The organism is Clostridium sp. 'White wine YQ' (assembly GCF_028728205.1).
GTDB lineage: Bacteria > Bacillota > Clostridia > Clostridiales > Clostridiaceae > Clostridium_T.
The window spans coordinates 1,126,048-1,142,952 of record NZ_JAQYUU010000001.1; the positions used below are offsets into that span (position 1 = coordinate 1,126,048).

The window sequence follows — 16,905 nt, forward strand, 5'->3', positions numbered from 1 at the left end:
TAAGTCTTTATTAAGCCTTATGCATATACTTAAAAGGGAAAAGCGACCATGTCGCTTTTTTCTTTTAAAAAATCTTGTGGCTTATTTTTAGGAGGAAAAATGAACCTATATAGTGATATTTCTACTTTAAAAGGAGTAGGGCCAAAACTAAAAGAAAAACTAAATAAGTGTGGAATATTTTCAATAATGGACTTACTTCTATACTTTCCTAGAGATTATGAGTTTGTTAACGGAAATAAAAGTATTGAAGATATGGATAAAGATGAAAAACAAATTCTTACATGTAAAGTAACTGGATTTAAAAGTGATGTTCGTACTAAAAATCGAAAAATATTATCTACTGTTATTTTTAAATATGGAGATCAAGTAGTTACAGGGATTTGGTTTAATCAGCCTTACATAAAGAGAAGTTTTATTATTGGAAAAGAATATAATCTTTTAGGTAAATTTAAAAAAAATAAAGATGTTCTTGAGGTTGTAAATCCATTAGTAACTTCTAATGATACTTTAAAATCTCAAATCATACCTAAATATCACTTGAAAGGTGATATAAACAATGCTGTTATTGTTAAATTAATTAACCAAATTTTATTTTCTATAAAGATTAATGATAACTTACCAAAAGAAATAATTGAGAAATATAAACTTTCATCATTAGATGAGAGTATTAGAAACATACACTTTCCAACTGAAAAAGATATTTTGAAAAAGGCTACTGATAGGCTAAAGTTCCAAGAATTATTTACATTTTCACTTAAGCTATCAATGCTAAAATATCATTTAAAGAATAATTCTACTGGAATTGAATTTACAATGAGTGAGGAGTTAGTAAAATTAAAAGAGAAATTACCCTATAGCTTAACTAACGCCCAAAGTAAAGTTGTAAGAGAAATTCTTCTAGATCAGAAGAAAAAGGTCCCGATGAATAGATTAGTTCAAGGGGATGTAGGAAGTGGAAAGACCATTGTAGCGTTAATAGCTATGTTTAATGTTTATAAAAATGGCTATCAAAGTGTATTAATGGCTCCAACAGAGATTTTAGCTAATCAACATTTTGTAGAAGCTCAAAAGTTATTAGGTGATTTTAATGTGGATATAGAATTATTAACTGGAAGTACAACTAATAAAGAAAAGTTAAGAATAAAAGAAAAAATCAGAAGCAATGAGCCATTAATTGTAGTTGGCACACACGCTTTAATACAAGAAGATGTGCAGTTTGGAAACTTAGGTTTTATAGTAACTGATGAACAACATAGATTTGGCGTAGAACAAAGAAGCAAGTTAATTAATAAGGGTAAAGAAGTGGATTGCGTTGTAATGAGTGCAACTCCTATTCCAAGAACCTTAGCTTTATATCTTTATTCTGATTTAGAAGTATCAATTATTGATGAGCTTCCTCCGGGAAGAAAAGAAATTAAAACTAGCTTTTATTCTTTGGAAAAAAGAAATCTTGCATATAGTCTTGCAAAGGAAGAAATTGATAAGGGACGTCAAGCTTATATTGTTTGTCCACTTATTGAGGAAGATGAAAATGGGAGTTTAAACTCAGTAGAAAAAGTGTTTAATGAATTATCACATGGAATATTTAAAGATACTGAAATAAGAATACTTCATGGAAAAATGCCTTCAAAAGAAAAAGATAGTATTATAAACGCTTTTAAAAATAATGAGGTTAAGCTTTTAATTTCTACTACAGTTATAGAAGTTGGGGTAAATGTACCAAATGCTACTATAATGATAATTGAGAACTCTGAAAGATTTGGATTAGCTCAACTACATCAGCTAAGAGGTAGAGTGGGAAGAGGAGAATTTGAGTCTAAATGTATACTCATAGGAAATGCAAAAAATCCAGTAACTAAAAGAAGAATGGAGATAATGGTTTCAAGTAATGATGGATTCTATATAGCTGAAGAAGATCTTAAAATTAGAGGTTCTGGTGAGATGTTTGGATATAGCCAAAGCGGTGAAACAGATTTACTCCTTGCAGATATTATAGAAGATATTAACATATTAAAATACGCAAATTATGAGGCTAAAAATGCAATTTTATGCAATGATATAGAGTATAAGAATTTGTGTATGGAAATACTTAAAACCCTAAAAAATAGCAGTAAATATATATGTTTTAATTAAATTAAATTGTAGAAAATATATCAATGTGTTAAAATGTTAAAGAAGTAAATAGGAGGAGGTTCTTATATGAGAATCATAGCAGGTAAGGCAAAAGGACGTAAAATACTTTCTCCAGCCACATATGAAACAAGACCTACTTTAGACCGTGTAAAAGAATCGATGTTTAGTATTATTCAAAATTATTTAATAGATGCAACTGTTGTAGATGTATTTGCAGGAACAGGTTCTCTTGGTTTGGAGGCTGCAAGTAGAGGGGCAAAGGAAGTTTTTCTAGTTGATAAAAGTCCTGTGACATTTCCGATTTTGAAACAAAATATTGAAAATTTAAAATTTGACGATTTTTGTCATGCTTTAAATAAAGATGCCTATGCAGCATTGAATTTTTTAGCCGATAAAAATAAGGTGTTTGATATTATTTTTATTGATCCACCTTATTTAAAGGATATGATCCCAAAAGCATTAGAAATTGTTAAAGAAAAAAATATGCTACATCCAGAAGGAATCGTTGTAACAAAAATTGATACAAGTGAAGAAATCTGTGATGGATACAAAGATATTAAGCTAGTAGATACAAGAAAATATGGTAATACTACTGTGTGCTTATATAAGTACAAGGAGGACTAATATGAAGATAGGAGTATATCCTGGAAGCTTTGATCCTATTACAAATGGTCATTTGGATATTATTGAAAGAGGATCAAAGGTCTTTGATAAGCTTATAGTAGGAGTTTTAGTTAATGTAGATAAAAAAGGTTTATTTGACTATCCTGAAAGAGTTGAACTTATACAAAGGGTAACAGAAAAATATAAGAATGTTGAAGTAAGATGTTTTGAGGGCTTACTTATTGATTTTATGAAAAAAGAAGAGGCGAGTGTAATTTTAAAAGGCCTAAGAGCTTTTTCGGATTTTGAATATGAATTCCAAATGGCACTTATGAACAATAAGCTAGATCCTGAGGTCGAAACTGTATTTATGATGACTTCCGCACAATATTCTTATTTAAGTTCTTCGGCAGTAAAACAGGTAGCAAAATTTGGTGGGCGTATTGAGGGATTAGTACCAGATGAGGTAATTGATGATGTATACTCAAAAATACTAAGTTTATAAGAGGTGTTAAAATGGAAAAAATGGATGTTAATATTATTGAACTCTTGGAATACTTGCAAGATTTAGTAGAGAATTCTGCTAAAGTTCCTATAACAGGAAAAGTAGTGATTGATAAAAAAGAAGTGATTGATGTAATCGAACAAATTGTTCATTATTTACCAGATCAATTTAAAAAGGCTCAGTGGGTTGTAAATGAGAGAGAAAGAATACTACAAGAAGCAAGTGTAGAACTTGAAACAGCTAGAAAAGAAACAGCAGAATTAATGCGTAAGAACATAGAAAATCATGATTACGTTAAGGAAGCTAAAGTTAGATCACAAGAAATAATAGCTCAAGCGCAAAGAGAAGCGAAATCTATTAGATTGGGTGCTAGGGATTATGCTGATGAAATTTTAAGTGATTTAGATAAACAAGTTGAAATTAAAAAAGAGGCCCTTATGAATGAACTAAAAGCCTCTGTAGAAACATTTGCACAAGGTCTTGATGGTACTTTGCAAAATGTAGGTGGGACTATTAAGGAAAATATTAAAGAGCTTAGAAGTATGAAATAGTTAAAAATACATAAGTAATAATGGTTGCAAAACTCCCTTGAAGCAATTTATACATAAAATACTTTTTTAATTTGACTCCATGGTGACTACAGAAAGAACTTATTTGTGCTAAAACTGAAAAACCACAAAAGGATGTTAGAAAACTAATAATACATAACTTCATATTTATGGACAGGCTACTAGTAGAAATAATTTTACATCCATTAGTTATTTCAATCATGCCTAGAACGGTTCCTTTCATTATTTCATAAGGAATACCAAATAGTGAAGCTATGCTATTTAGTGATGTATTAAAAAAGTAAGAATTACTTACTATGGATATAATAACGGAAAATATTATAATGTATCCTGAGATATTTAAGGTGCTCATAATGGCATTTTCTAAGGAGTTTTTAAAAATGGTTCCAAAATTCGCAGTTATGTTGATTTTGGAATCATTTTTTTTATAGCTAGAAATATTTTTAGTTCTAGTAATAAATGCTATCAAAATCATAGAAATATAATTTCCTAACAAAAGTATGTAACCATAGGTTTTATTTTGTAACATTACACTTCCTACTGAACCAATTAAAAACAATGGACCGGTATTTGATGCTATAGAGATTAGTCTTACATATTCATCAAATTGCACATGTCCTTTTTCATATAGTTCAGATGAATATTTAGCTCCAATTGGATTACCACAAATAATACTGGCTATAATGGGAAAACTACAGTTCTTACTTAATTTAAAGGGAGTGCATAAAAATCTGCCAAATAGCTTACTATATACAGAGATTCCACCATAAGCAATAAGTAAATTGCATAGAACCATAAAAGGGAGTACTGTAGGTAAAACTGCTTGTACAAATAACTCAGCACCTTTTAAGGATGCATCTATACACAACTTAGGATTAAGTAAAAAATATATTATTAGAATTGACAATAATACAGTTGGCATTATTGTTATTTTTCCCTTTATTTGAATGATTAACGAAGTAGTTAAAATGATTATTAATCCATATAAAATATAAATACTATACATAAGAACACCCCCATATATAGTATTTATATTATGTTTAGTCGCTAATTAGAATATTTAATAGGAATATTCTAATTAGTCCTTAATTTTTTATACTTCATCCATTTTAATTAGTGGTGACTGCTTAAACTCGTTGTCCGTTTTTATATTATTGCAAAGTAGACTATAAGCTTTTGAAGCTTGAATATCTAATGTATAGATATCATTAAAAGGTTTTTTTGGTTTATTTATAAATTCAATTGAACTTTCTTTTTTTATTAGTTTAAGTATTTCAGCCCCTTTTTTGTTTAAACCAAGGATTCTTACAGCACTAGGCTGTTTTTTTCTCAATTCTTTTATAGGATATTTCTCAAGTCCTATAAAGAATTGGGTTAATATTCGGCTTATTCTAGTATAAGTATATCTTTTGCTTTTACAGTTTAATATTAATTCATCTAAATTTTTAGAGTTCTGAAGCTCTTTTATTATTTTATTATCCAATCCCTCTGATGCGTCTGGAATTAAGCTTAAGGATTTTGGATCAGTTAGTATTTTATATTTAATATAGGAAAACATTTTTTCTTCAAAGGCAAAATCATAATTTTCTGAAGAAAGTTTACTTAAAATATCATATGTTTCCTTTGGAAGATGAGATTTTAAATCACCAACATCGTTAGTTGCTTTAAGGTAATTTCTTATTGATGAAGCAGAGGAGAAGTCATTATTTAATTCTCTATCATTATATAAAGCACCTTCCCTTTTAAGGGTGTAAGGTATTATGTTGCTTTTAAGTCTAAGTAGTGCTTTTACATATTCTATACCTAGTATATTGTTTGATGAATTTAGCTGCTTTTTTAAATATTCTTCATCATATGATAAATTTGAATTTTGCATAATTTCGAGAATTGCTTTGCTTCTAGAAACAGCAACAGGATAGCCCTTGTTTAAAAACTTCTTTATAGCTTCTTTAAATTCGCTGCTTTCATTAGACAGAATAGAGGATATTTGCTTTAGTAAATTTATATCCCCGCATTCACTTCCAAAAGCAATTGAATCTATAACATTCAGTGAGTTTAAGATAGAAACTGCGCCAGATGCAAAAAATTCTGCCGAAGATACAGCATAAACTGTTGGAAGTTCTAATATAAGGTCAACACCATTATCCAAGGCCATTTGTGTTCTAGTCCATTTATCAATTATAGCAGGCGCACCTCTTTGAACAAAATGTCCGCTCATTAAACAAACTACAGCATCACAATTTGTTAATTTTTTTGTTTTTTCTAAATGTAATTTATGCCCTAAATGAAAGGGATTATATTCAGTAATTATTCCAGCAATTTTCATAATTTCACCTCTTACAATAGGTATTATACATTATAATTCCATAAAATATCAAAATCATATTGAATTGTTAGAAAATTAATATTATTTATAATAATTAAATTATAATAATCTAGGCATTTTTTATCTTTAAAATATTGAAATGATTATATGAATAGGAGTATATTATAAGGTGTAGTATATCTACGCTTTGAAAGGAGAAATGAACATGGAACTTATGAAAAAAATATGGGAGATGGCAAAAACAGATAGAAAAAGAATTGTCCTTCCAGAAGGAGACGAGGAAAGAACAGTCGTAGCAGCTCAGAAAATAAAAGAACTTGGGCTTGCAGATGTAATCCTTGTTGGTAACGTTAGTAAAATTAAGGAGAAAGCTGAAAGTATAGGGGTAAATTTAGATGGAATATCTATTGAAGATCCTGAAACTTCTGCAAAACTTCAAGATTACATTAATGCATTCTATGAAATAAGAAAAAATAAGGGAATGACGTTAGAAAAAGCAGAAAAAATAGTTAGAGATCCACTTTATTTTGGAACTATGATGGTTAAAATGGATGATGCTGATGGAATGGTTTCAGGAGCTGTTCACACTACTGGTGATCTATTAAGACCAGGTCTTCAAATAATTAAAAATGCACCTGGCGTATCAGTAGTATCAAGTTTCTTTATAATGATGGTACCAGGATCTAAATATGGAGAAAGCGGTATGCTTTTATTCTCTGACTGTGCTGTAAATCCTAATCCAAATGCTGATCAATTAGCAGCTATTGCTATTGCTACAGCAGATACAGCAAAAAAATTATGTAATATAGATCCAAAGGTTGCAATGCTTTCATTCTCAACTATGGGTTCAGCTGATCATGAACTTGTTGACAAGGTAAGAACTGCAACTGCGAAGGCTAAAGAATTAAGACCGGATTTATTAATTGATGGTGAAATGCAATTAGATGCTGCTATTGTAAGAAAAGTTGCTGATCAAAAGGCACCAAGTAGTCCAGTAGCTGGTAACGCTAATGTGCTAGTATTCCCAGATTTACAAGCTGGAAATATTGGTTATAAGTTAGTTCAAAGATTTGCTAATGCAGAAGCAATAGGTCCTATATGTCAAGGTTTTGCTAAACCTATCAACGACTTATCAAGAGGTTGTAGCTCAGATGATATAGTTAATGTTGTAGCACTTACTGCTGTTCAAGCAATAACAAATAAATAATTGCATAAGGAGAGATCATACAATGAATATATTAGTAATTAACTGTGGAAGTTCATCTTTAAAATATCAATTAATAGATATGAAAACTGAAGACTCATTAGCAACTGGATTAGTTGAAAGAATCGGAATTGAAGGTTCAATACTAACTCAAAAAGCTAATGGTGAAAAATATGTTGTTGAATCACCAATGAAAGATCATAAGGATGCGACTAAGCTTGTTTTAGATGCTTTGGTAAATGATGTTCATGGTGTTATTAAATCAATGGACGAAATCCAAGCAGTTGGACATAGAGTAGTTCATGGTGGAGAAAAATATGCTAAATCTGTTTTAATTACTGACGAAGTAATGAAAGAGTTAGAAGATTGTGCTAAGTTAGCACCACTTCATAATCCACCAAATATAATTGGAATAAATGCTTGTAAGGCACTTATGCCAAATACACCAATGGTTGTTGTTTTCGATACAGCTTTCCATCAAACTATGCCAGAAAAAGCGTATTTATATGCAATTCCATATGAATTATATGAAGAAAAACATATTAGAAAATACGGATTCCATGGAACTTCACATAGATATGTATCATTAAAGGCTGCAGAAGCTTTAGGAAAAGATATAAAAGATCTTAAAATCATAACTTGTCATTTAGGTAATGGTGCATCAGTTGCAGCTGTTAAAAACGGCGAATCAGTTGACACTTCTATGGGCTTTACTCCATTAGAAGGATTAGTAATGGGTACTAGAACTGGAAATATTGATGCTGCAGTAATTACATACTTAATCAAAGAAGAAGGGTATACTGCAGAACAAGTAGATGAAATCTTAAATAAGAAGTCAGGTATACTAGGAATTTCAGGTGTAAGTTCAGACTTTAGAGATGTAGAAGATGCTGCATGGAAAAGAAATGAGCATAGATCTATCTTAGCGCTTGATATGTTTGTATATAGAGTTAAACAATATATTGGTTCTTATGCTGCTATAATGGGTGGCGTAGACGCTATAGTATTTACAGCTGGAGTAGGTGAAAACTCACCAGAAATGAGAGAGAGCATTTTAGAAGGTTTAGATTTCTTAGGTGTTCAATTTGATGCTGCAGCAAATAAGGTTAGAGGTAAATTAACTGAGATAACAAAACCTGAATCAAAGGTTAAAGCTTTCTTAATTCCTACTAACGAAGAACTTATGATTGCAAAGGATACTTTAGCATTACTTTAAAATATTTGCCAAGTACCCTTGACTTTTAATCATCTCCTCTATATAATAAATTGTGGTTATGGACTAATTTCTAACTAAGGAGAGTGAAAAGAAGCTTTGACTCAAGCTATGTATTACATAATGCGCCCTAAGGGTGTGAGGAAGCAATTCCAGAGTCTTATTTATGATTATTAATCTATTAGATTTATTCAGTAAAAATGATAAGGTTAAGAATATTAGCTTTGAATTTACTCATGAACCATTTAATTTTGAAGGAGAAATAATTACTCCTTTGGAATCCATTAAGGTTAGTGGATTAGTTAAGGCATATGGAGATATATTAGAGCTTCATTTAGATGTTAAGACAGTTCTAGAAGCTTCATGTTCCAGGTGTTTAGAAAACTTTTCATTCCCAATAGATTTAACTATTGAAGAGAAGTTTACAAATAAATCTACTGCAGAAGATGAAGAGTTAATCTTCATTGAGGGTGATAACTTAGATATCACTGAAGTAGTTATAAATGATATTATATCAACCTTGCCTATTAAGAGACTTTGCAGTGAGAGTTGTAAAGGGCTTTGTTTAAATTGTGGAACCAATCTAAATAAGAGCACATGTAATTGTGAAACTTATGAAGTTGATTCTAGATTAGAAGCTTTAAAGAACTTTTTCACAGAATAAGGAGGTGTAGCAATGGGAAATCCAGCTAGAAAAACTTACAGAGCTAAAAGAGATTCAAGAAGAGCACAAACTTTCAAACTAAGCTTACCTGGCATAGTTGAATGTCCACAATGTCATGAAATGAAGCTTGCTCATAGAGTATGTAAAAAATGCGGATATTACAAAGGTAAAGAAGTTGTAGCTTCTGAAAATTAAAGAAAGTCTTATGACTTTCTTTTCTTTACTTTATAATGAATTTTTATAAATTGCATTTATACAACCTTATATAGGGTTTTTTATATGGAACTTAACTTAAAACCCTATAGTTTACATAATCCAATGCAATTTATTTTATAATTCTTAAAAATGGGGTGTGGTTTATGAAATTTGTTATTGATGGAATGGGCGGAGACAATGCTCCTAAAGCTGTAGTTGAGGGTGCTGTTGAAGCAATAAAGAATTTTTCAGATATTGAGATCTATATTACTGGTCCAGCTGAAAAACTAACAAAGGAATTGGAAAATTACACTTATGATAAGTCAAAAATAAAAGTAGTTAATGCAAGTGAAGTAATTTCACCTAATGAGCATCCAGTTATGGCTTTAAGGAAGAAAAAAGATTCTAGTATGGTAAAAGCACTAAATCTAGTTAAGTCAGGCGAATGCGATGGTATTATATCAGCTGGAAGCACGGGTGCTTTTTTGGCTGGTTGTACATTGATAGTTGGAAGAATTGCAGGTATTGAAAGACCTGTACTAGCTCCGATTATGCCAGGAAAGAATGGAAATTTCATGGTTATTGATGCTGGTGCAAACGTTGACTCAAAACCACACTATCTACCACAGTTTGCACTTATGGGAAAAGTATACTATAAAAGTGTTACTGGGGTTTCTGAACCTTCAGTTGGACTAATTAATATAGGTACTGAGGAAGAAAAAGGTAACGAGCTTACAAAAGCCGCTTATCCACTATTAAAGGAAACAGATATTAATTTTGTAGGAAATGTTGAACCAAGAGAAGCACCAAAAGGCGATGTTAATGTATTAGTTTGTGATGGATTCGTAGGTAACACATTACTTAAAACATATGAAGGTGTTGCATCAACACTATTAAATATGCTTAAAGATGAAATAAAAGCCTCAACTCTTGGGAAAATTGGTGCTTTATTTTTACTTCCAGTATTTAAAAAACTTCAAAAGAAGTTTGATTATAAAGAAGAAGGTGGTGCACCTTTTTTGGGAGTTCAAGGAATTTGTATTAAGGCACATGGAAGTTCTGATGGTAAGGCGTTCAAAAACGCAATAAGGCAAGCAAAAATTTTCTATGAAAATGATATTTTATCTAAGATAAAAATAGAAATTGAAAAAATAAATAGGTAAAATACTTTTATATTATTAAAATAACAGGATATTCTAATTTAGAATATTGACGTCAAAAAATATATATAATATTATCTAAGTAGACGGAAGTGGAGGTGAAAATATGTTTGAGAAAATTAAAGAAATTATAGCAGATAAGTTAAGTGTTAATGTTGATGACATTACTATGGAATCATCTTTTATAGAAGATTTAGGAGCTGATTCACTTGATATAGTTGAATTAATTATGGCATTAGAAGATGAATTAGAAATGGAAATTCCTGATGAAGATGCTGAGAAGTTTACAACTGTAGGAGATGTAGTTAACTACATTAAAGCACAGGGTGATGAATAAATAAGATCCCGCAAATTGCGGGATTTTACTCTTTAGGATTTAATATTAGTTTAAGGTTATGGATAACATTATAAGTTTAGACTAAGTCTAAGTATTTACTAGATTCCCTAATGAGTAAAAAGTAGAATTAGTAGCCTGCCAAATTTTCCTCACATGAGTTCGGAAAGGCAGACGCGAGAAAAAATCAATGGCTTATAATCGCATTGCGATTATTCTATAAACTAGTGTATTCTTGAATTTGTTAGATGAACAACTTGAAGAATATACTTCGAGGAGAGATAATATGGAGTTAATGAACTTTGAAAAAAAGATTGAAATTTTTTTCGCTGATGAGAATTTTTTAAGAACAGCCCTTACACATTCTTCTTTTGCTCACCAATATAAAAATGTTGATCATAATGAAAGACTTGAATTCTTAGGAGACTCTGTATTGCAGTTGACTATAACTGAGTACTTATTTAAAAAATATAGTCATAAAAGTGAAGGAGAGTTAACTAAAATAAGAAGCTTAATAGTTTGTGAAAATTCACTTTTTCAAATTGCTAAGACTTTAGAATTAGCTTCATTTATTAGAATGAGCAAAGGTGAGGAATTGACGGGTGGTCGAGAAAGAGCTTCGCTTTTAGCTGATGCTGTAGAAGCTGTAATTGCAGCAATCTATTTGGATAAAGGTTTAGAAGTTGCAAAAAATTTTATTTTAATTAATTTTGATCCAATAATAAAAAAGGCTATTAAGAATGAAATTATTTTAGACTTTAAAACACGATTACAAGAGCTACTTCAGAAAAAGGGTGAGGTGGAAATTTCTTATCATCTAATTAAATTTGAAGGTCCACCACACAGAAGAAAATTCTTTATAGATGTATTTATAAATAATGAAAACTTTGGTTCAGGTGAAGGATACTCAAAGAAAGAAGCAGAACAAAATGCAGCAAGAAAGGCTTTAGAAAACTTGGAGGAAAGAAATGGGTAAGAACTACTATATTATTCCTTTATTTGTTCCACACGAAGGGTGTCCACATAATTGTGTTTTTTGCAATCAGTCAAGAATAACTGGAGAAAGCGAAAGAGTTACTAGAGAAATTGCTATAAAGACCATAGATGAATACCTTGAAACGATAAATAGTAATAACTCAACAGTGGAAGTATCTTTTTTCGGAGGAACTTTTACTGCAATTAGAGAAGAAAATCAAAAAGAATTGCTTCAGGTTGCAAAATACTATAAAGATAAAGGTATGATAGATAAAATTAGATTAAGTACTCGTCCCGATTATATAAATGAACATATACTTGACTATTTAAAAGAATATGGAGTAGATATTATTGAACTTGGTGTACAGTCTCTTAATGAGGATGTATTGAAACTTTCTGGGAGAGGACATTCAAAAGAAGATGTTGAAAATGCATCACGTTTAATTAAGAATTATGGGTTTACATTAGGTCACCAATTGATGATTGGACTTCCTGGAGATACTTTAGATAGAGATATTCAAAGTGTAAGAGATTCTATTGAGATGAAACCGGATATTGCAAGAATATATCCTGCCTTAGTAATAAAAGATACTCCAATGGAAATAATGTATAAAAGAGGAACCTTTATACCATATACATTAGACGAAGCTGTAGAAGCTTCAAAGATTGTTTTTAAAGAATATAAAAGCAGTGGTGTTAAGGTAATTAGAATAGGACTTCAGCCTACAGAAAATATTACTTTAGGAAAAGATATAATTGCAGGTCCATTTCACCCAGCTTTTAGGGAATTAGTTGAAGCAAGTATATTAAAAGAAAGCTTACTGGCAATTGCAAAAGAACAAATTAGTTCGAACGCTTTTGATATACTAATAAACCCTAAAAATTTATCTAAGTTATATGCTGATAAAAAGAGATATTTTAATGAATTAAAATCAAAATTAAAAGACAAGAATATTAATGTAGTTCAAGATTCAGCTTTAGATAGACATTCAATAATTATAAAATGGGATGCAAATGAATTTAAAATTATTTTATAAACTTTAATACATAGTATAGGGTTTTATTGGAAACTTAATTTATTCTTACAGGAATAATTTATTAGTTGAATTTAAAACCCTTTAGTTGTGTAAAATAGCCTTAGTAAACTAGAAATAATAAATTAAGGGCATTTTACACGACTTTTTTTACTCTTTAGGAACTTATGATTTTTTAAGGTATAGTATAACATTACTTGTTTGAATTATTATGTAAGGTATACTTTAGAGGTTTAAGTTCAACTACAATGACGATTTTTTATTGAAATTATTTACTTTTTACCAATATTATTTTAAACTTATTAAAGAATAGGAGTGAGAAAATGAAAAAGCAGACAAGAGATAAGGTCAAATATATATTAATAATTTTTATGCTTTTAACATTTATACTTAGTTTACTTCCAAATTTCTTAACAAGATAGGAGTGTCAACATGTTTTTAAAATCTCTAGAAATAAGAGGATTTAAATCTTTTGCAGATAAAACTGAATTAAAATTTAAGAAAGGGGTAACTGCAGTTGTTGGTCCTAATGGTAGTGGTAAAAGTAATATATCCGATTCAGTAAGATGGGTTTTAGGTGAACAAAGTGTAAAAACCTTAAGAGGCGGAAAGATGGAGGATGTTATTTTTGCCGGCACACAATTTAGAAAACCTGTTGGACTAGCACAAGTATCTCTAACTTTAGATAATTCTGACAAGGAGCTTGGAATAGATTTTTCTGATGTAACAGTAACCAGAAGAATCTATAGATCTGGCGAAAGCGAGTATTTAATAAATAATTCTGTATGTAGGTTAAAAGATATAACACAATTATTTATGGATACTGGTATAGGTAAAGAAGGATATTCTCTTATTGGACAAGGTAAAATTGATGCTATCTTAAGCGGTAAAGCGGAAGAAAGAAGAGCATTATTAGAAGAAGCAGCTGGTATAGTAAAATATAAATCTCGAAAAGATGAAGCTGAAAAGAAACTTTCAAATACTGAAGAAAATTTAGTTAGAATTAATGATATTCTATCTACCTATGAAGAAAGAATTGAACCTTTACGAATTGATAGTGAAAAGGCTGCAAAATTCTTAGAACTATCAAATGAGTTAAAATCAAGGGAAATTGATCTTTTAGTTTATCATATAAAAAGTGTTGAACATAGCATTAAAACGTATAATTCCGAGCTTATTGAGGTTAAAAATAAAAGTAATTCTTTAAGAGAAGAGATTAGTAAAGCTAAATCTAAACTTTCTGAACATCAAAATGAAATTGAAGTACTTGAAGGCAAAACTACTGAAGAAAGAATTGAATACTATAAAAGTAAAGAAAATATTACAGAATTAAATGCTGAAATAAACTTACTAGTTGAGAGAATTGCCAATATTGATGAACAGGTAAGAAATAATAATAAAGAAAAGACTATCATAACAGATAAAATAGAAAATCTTATTAACTTACAAGATAAGCTTGCATTAGAAGTGGAATCTAAAAAGCAAGAATTATTAGATTTGCAATTTAACATTTATGAACTAGAAAAAGATGCAAATATAATAACTGATGAAATTACAGAAAATGAGGACAAAGTTGGAAAACTAAAGTTATCTGAAATAGAAGAATATAAAAGAATAGCAGAATTAGAAAATGAGAAAAAAATTATAGAAAATACCCTAGAATCTTTAAGTACAAATTTACTTGAAATTGAAGAAAATAGCGTTAATCTTAAAAACTCTTCAACTATAAATGCAAATACTAAGATATTACTAGATGAAAAGCTAGAAGAACATAAAAAATCTATCTTAGAACTTGAAGAAAAGATAAGATTAAATAAAAAAGAGATATCAAGAATTCAAGCTGAAATTGTAAAAAAAGAGCAAGAATTTAGAGATGTAAATAGTGAGCTTACACGATCAGATGCAACCTTTAAGATGATAAATAACTTAGAGAAACATTTTGAAGGATATAATAAATCTACAAAGGTTCTTATGGAACATATGTCAAAAGGTTTTGTAGGAAATTTAAATTCTAAAGTAACAATTCTAGGAGAAACAATTCAAGTTCCAAAGAAGTATGAAGTCGCTATAGAAATTGCATTAGGTGCAGGTATTTCTAATATTATTACTGAAGATGAAAATACTGCTAAGAATCTTATAGATTATTTAAAATCCAATAAGTTAGGTAGAGCTACATTCTTGCCTTTAACTATAATTCAAGGTAAAAAAATCAATATAGATAATAGAATAAAAGATATACCAGGATATATTGGAATAGCTTCTGATTTAGTTAAATATGACAATAAATATGAAAGTGCAATTCAATATTCTCTTGGAAGGACTTTAATTGTTGAAACTATGGAATCAGCTTTAAAGGTTGCCAAGATAGGAAATTACTCTTATAGAATTGTAACTTTAACTGGTGAGGTTGTTAATCCAGGTGGAGCTCTAACTGGTGGTAACTATGGTGGAAAAAATAGTTCAATAATAAGTAGAAAAAGAGAACTAGAAGAATTAAAGGAAAAGATAACTTCTCTTGAGGAGAGAGCCGAAGTATTAAAGAAAGAAATTTCTGAAATAAAAGAAAAAGCTATGAAATATGATGAAGATAATCTTAATAAGAGAGATGAAATTCATTTTAATAACATAGAAATAGCCAAGCTTCAAGGTGAAATTAAGAACATCCAAAATGAATGGCTTAAGATTAACGATTTCCTTGTAACAGCAGCAAACCAAAAGAAAGAAATTGAAAATAGAACAGTTGAGCTAAAAAACAAAATGGACTCAATTGAGAAGTTAATCAATGACTCAAAATCTTCAACATTTAAGAACAAGGATTTAATTAAAGAGATAGAAGAAAAAATCAAAGATTTAAACGCAGTTGTTATTGAAAAAAGAGATAAAACAACTGACTTTAAAATAAAGAAAGCAACTATTGAAGAGGTTATTTCTAATAGATCATCTGAGAAACAAAGACTTGAATCTGAATATAATGAAGCTATGGCTAAGATTCAGGATTTAGCTGACTATGTTAAAAATGGGAATGAATCTAAAATACTATTTAATGAAAAAATTGTTTCTAATAAAAAACGAATAGAAGAATTAACTTTACATATTAATGCATTTGATGAAAAGTGGAAAGAAACAGAAGCACTTAAAGCTTCTCTTAAAGAAAAGATTAATACTATTGAAAGTGAACAGGAAACTTTAGTTAAGCTGCTAGAAAAGAATGAAGATGAATATCATAAGAAAGAAATGGGAAAAGCTAAATTTGACATTGAGAAGGATAGCTATTACACTAAGTTAAATGAAGATTTAAACTTAACTTATGCAGAGGCTGTTGACCTTGCATCAGAAATAGAAAATTTAAATGCTCATAAAGATGAAATTAATAAATTTAAGAGAGATATAAATTCTCTTGGAGTTGTTAATGTTAGTTCTATAGAAGAGTATAAAGAAGTTAAAGAAAAATTTACTTTTATGAATTCTCAAAAAGATGATTTAGAAAATGCAAAAAAAGATTTATTAGATGTTATCGATGATATGACTTATAAGATGAAGGAATTATTTAAAGATAATTTTAAAATTTTAAACTTATATTTTAGTGAAACATTTAAAGAATTATTTAAAGGTGGTAGCGCTGAACTTATATTAGGGGAAGGTGATGAACTTACTGCCAATATAGATATCAATGTTCAACCACCCGGTAAGAAAGTTCAAAACATAAATCTAATGTCTGGTGGAGAGAAGGTTATGTCTGCAATAGCATTATTATTTGCTATTTTAAAGATGAAGCCTACACCATTCTGCATCTTGGACGAAATTGAAGCAGCATTAGATGATGCAAATGTTTATAGGTATGCAGAATTTTTGAAAAAATTCTCAAGCAATATTCAGTTTATAGTTATTACTCATAGAAAAGGAACAATGGAAGCATCTGACATTATGTATGGAGTAACAATGGAAGAAAAGGGAGTATCAAAAGTAGTTTCAGTTAATTTAGAAAATTAG

The 16,905-nt window shown here is 29.7% G+C and carries 15 protein-coding genes; 13 read left to right on the forward strand and 2 right to left on the reverse strand.

The features are described 5' to 3' along the window. The first annotated feature begins 99 nt into the window (after positions 1–99). From recG to PTZ02_RS05690, 4 genes are all read left to right on the forward strand, one after another. Positions 100–2,133 (forward strand): ATP-dependent DNA helicase RecG, encoded by a 2,034-nt coding sequence (recG, locus tag PTZ02_RS05675; protein ID WP_274226849.1) that lies wholly within the window; start codon positions 100–102, stop codon positions 2,131–2,133. Between the two features lie 66 nt (positions 2,134–2,199). Beyond that, entirely contained in the window at positions 2,200–2,757 is a 558-nt protein-coding gene (gene rsmD / locus PTZ02_RS05680) for a 16S rRNA (guanine(966)-N(2))-methyltransferase RsmD (RefSeq protein WP_274226850.1), read from the forward strand. Between the two features lies 1 nt (position 2,758). Continuing rightward, a complete protein-coding gene (gene coaD / locus PTZ02_RS05685) occupies positions 2,759–3,241 on the forward strand; it encodes a pantetheine-phosphate adenylyltransferase (protein WP_274226851.1) in 483 nt (160 codons plus the stop codon). An 11-nt stretch (positions 3,242–3,252) separates the two neighbouring features. After that, on the forward strand, positions 3,253–3,792 hold the full coding sequence (locus PTZ02_RS05690) for an ATPase (protein ID WP_274226852.1): 540 nt from the start codon (positions 3,253–3,255) through the stop codon (positions 3,790–3,792). On the opposite strand, the gene ylbJ is transcribed toward PTZ02_RS05690, so the two are convergent. Next, the gene (gene ylbJ / locus PTZ02_RS05695; protein WP_274226853.1) at positions 3,776–4,816 is read right to left on the reverse strand and encodes a sporulation integral membrane protein YlbJ; all 1,041 of its coding nucleotides are present in this window, start codon (positions 4,814–4,816) and stop codon (positions 3,776–3,778) included. The two genes, PTZ02_RS05690 and ylbJ, sit on opposite strands and share 17 nt — an antisense overlap. Positions 4,817–4,903: 87 nt before the next feature. Next, positions 4,904–6,136: a nucleotidyltransferase gene (locus tag PTZ02_RS05700; RefSeq protein ID WP_274226854.1), complete on the reverse strand. Its 1,233-nt coding sequence runs from the start codon at positions 6,134–6,136 to the stop codon at positions 4,904–4,906. 205 nt (positions 6,137–6,341) lie between these two features. Between PTZ02_RS05700 and pta the strand changes: the two genes are divergently transcribed. The 9 genes from pta to smc all read left to right on the forward strand — a co-directional run bounded on the left by pta (position 6,342) and on the right by smc (position 16,905). Beyond that, on the forward strand, positions 6,342–7,343 hold the full coding sequence (gene pta / locus PTZ02_RS05705; protein WP_274226855.1) for a phosphate acetyltransferase: 1,002 nt from the start codon (positions 6,342–6,344) through the stop codon (positions 7,341–7,343). 22 nt (positions 7,344–7,365) lie between these two features. Continuing rightward, positions 7,366–8,556 (forward strand): acetate/propionate family kinase, encoded by a 1,191-nt coding sequence (locus tag PTZ02_RS05710; RefSeq protein WP_274226856.1) that lies wholly within the window; start codon positions 7,366–7,368, stop codon positions 8,554–8,556. Positions 8,557–8,719: 163 nt separating this feature from the next. Beyond that, positions 8,720–9,217 carry a YceD family protein gene (locus tag PTZ02_RS05715; protein ID WP_274226857.1) on the forward strand — a complete coding sequence of 166 codons (498 nt, stop codon included), beginning with the start codon at positions 8,720–8,722 and terminating at the stop codon, positions 9,215–9,217. 12 nt (positions 9,218–9,229) lie between these two features. After that, positions 9,230–9,412: a 50S ribosomal protein L32 gene (gene rpmF, locus PTZ02_RS05720; RefSeq protein WP_202766228.1), complete on the forward strand. Its 183-nt coding sequence runs from the start codon at positions 9,230–9,232 to the stop codon at positions 9,410–9,412. Positions 9,413–9,576: 164 nt separating this feature from the next. Continuing rightward, the gene (plsX, locus tag PTZ02_RS05725; protein ID WP_274226858.1) at positions 9,577–10,575 is read left to right on the forward strand and encodes a phosphate acyltransferase PlsX; all 999 of its coding nucleotides are present in this window, start codon (positions 9,577–9,579) and stop codon (positions 10,573–10,575) included. Positions 10,576–10,678: 103 nt separating this feature from the next. Next, entirely contained in the window at positions 10,679–10,909 is a 231-nt protein-coding gene (gene acpP / locus PTZ02_RS05730) for an acyl carrier protein (RefSeq protein ID WP_202766230.1), read from the forward strand. A gap of 283 nt (positions 10,910–11,192) precedes the next feature. Then, positions 11,193–11,882: a ribonuclease III gene (gene rnc, locus PTZ02_RS05735; RefSeq protein WP_274226859.1), complete on the forward strand. Its 690-nt coding sequence runs from the start codon at positions 11,193–11,195 to the stop codon at positions 11,880–11,882. Then, positions 11,875–12,918, forward strand: a complete 1,044-nt coding sequence (locus tag PTZ02_RS05740) for an elongator complex protein 3 (RefSeq protein ID WP_274226860.1) — start codon at positions 11,875–11,877, stop codon at positions 12,916–12,918. Before rnc ends, PTZ02_RS05740 begins: the two co-directional genes overlap by 8 nt. Before the next feature lie 429 nt (positions 12,919–13,347). Beyond that, the gene (gene smc / locus PTZ02_RS05745; RefSeq protein ID WP_274226861.1) at positions 13,348–16,905 is read left to right on the forward strand and encodes a chromosome segregation protein SMC; all 3,558 of its coding nucleotides are present in this window, start codon (positions 13,348–13,350) and stop codon (positions 16,903–16,905) included.

Bases quoted from the DNA above. Each gene is read 5' to 3' on its own strand.
- recG (WP_274226849.1), top strand. From the start codon at position 100: ATGAACCTATATAGTGATATTTCTACTTTAAAAGGAGTAGGGCCAAAA.
- rsmD (WP_274226850.1), top strand. From the start codon at position 2,200: ATGAGAATCATAGCAGGTAAGGCAAAAGGACGTAAAATACTTTCTCCA.
- coaD (WP_274226851.1), top strand. From the start codon at position 2,759: ATGAAGATAGGAGTATATCCTGGAAGCTTTGATCCTATTACAAATGGT.
- PTZ02_RS05690 (WP_274226852.1), top strand. From the start codon at position 3,253: ATGGAAAAAATGGATGTTAATATTATTGAACTCTTGGAATACTTGCAA.
- ylbJ (WP_274226853.1), bottom strand. From the start codon at position 4,816: ATGTATAGTATTTATATTTTATATGGATTAATAATCATTTTAACTACT.
- PTZ02_RS05700 (WP_274226854.1), bottom strand. From the start codon at position 6,136: ATGAAAATTGCTGGAATAATTACTGAATATAATCCCTTTCATTTAGGG.
- pta (WP_274226855.1), top strand. From the start codon at position 6,342: ATGGAACTTATGAAAAAAATATGGGAGATGGCAAAAACAGATAGAAAA.
- PTZ02_RS05710 (WP_274226856.1), top strand. From the start codon at position 7,366: ATGAATATATTAGTAATTAACTGTGGAAGTTCATCTTTAAAATATCAA.
- PTZ02_RS05715 (WP_274226857.1), top strand. From the start codon at position 8,720: ATGATTATTAATCTATTAGATTTATTCAGTAAAAATGATAAGGTTAAG.
- rpmF (WP_202766228.1), top strand. From the start codon at position 9,230: ATGGGAAATCCAGCTAGAAAAACTTACAGAGCTAAAAGAGATTCAAGA.
- plsX (WP_274226858.1), top strand. From the start codon at position 9,577: ATGAAATTTGTTATTGATGGAATGGGCGGAGACAATGCTCCTAAAGCT.
- acpP (WP_202766230.1), top strand. From the start codon at position 10,679: ATGTTTGAGAAAATTAAAGAAATTATAGCAGATAAGTTAAGTGTTAAT.
- rnc (WP_274226859.1), top strand. From the start codon at position 11,193: ATGGAGTTAATGAACTTTGAAAAAAAGATTGAAATTTTTTTCGCTGAT.
- PTZ02_RS05740 (WP_274226860.1), top strand. From the start codon at position 11,875: ATGGGTAAGAACTACTATATTATTCCTTTATTTGTTCCACACGAAGGG.
- smc (WP_274226861.1), top strand. From the start codon at position 13,348: ATGTTTTTAAAATCTCTAGAAATAAGAGGATTTAAATCTTTTGCAGAT.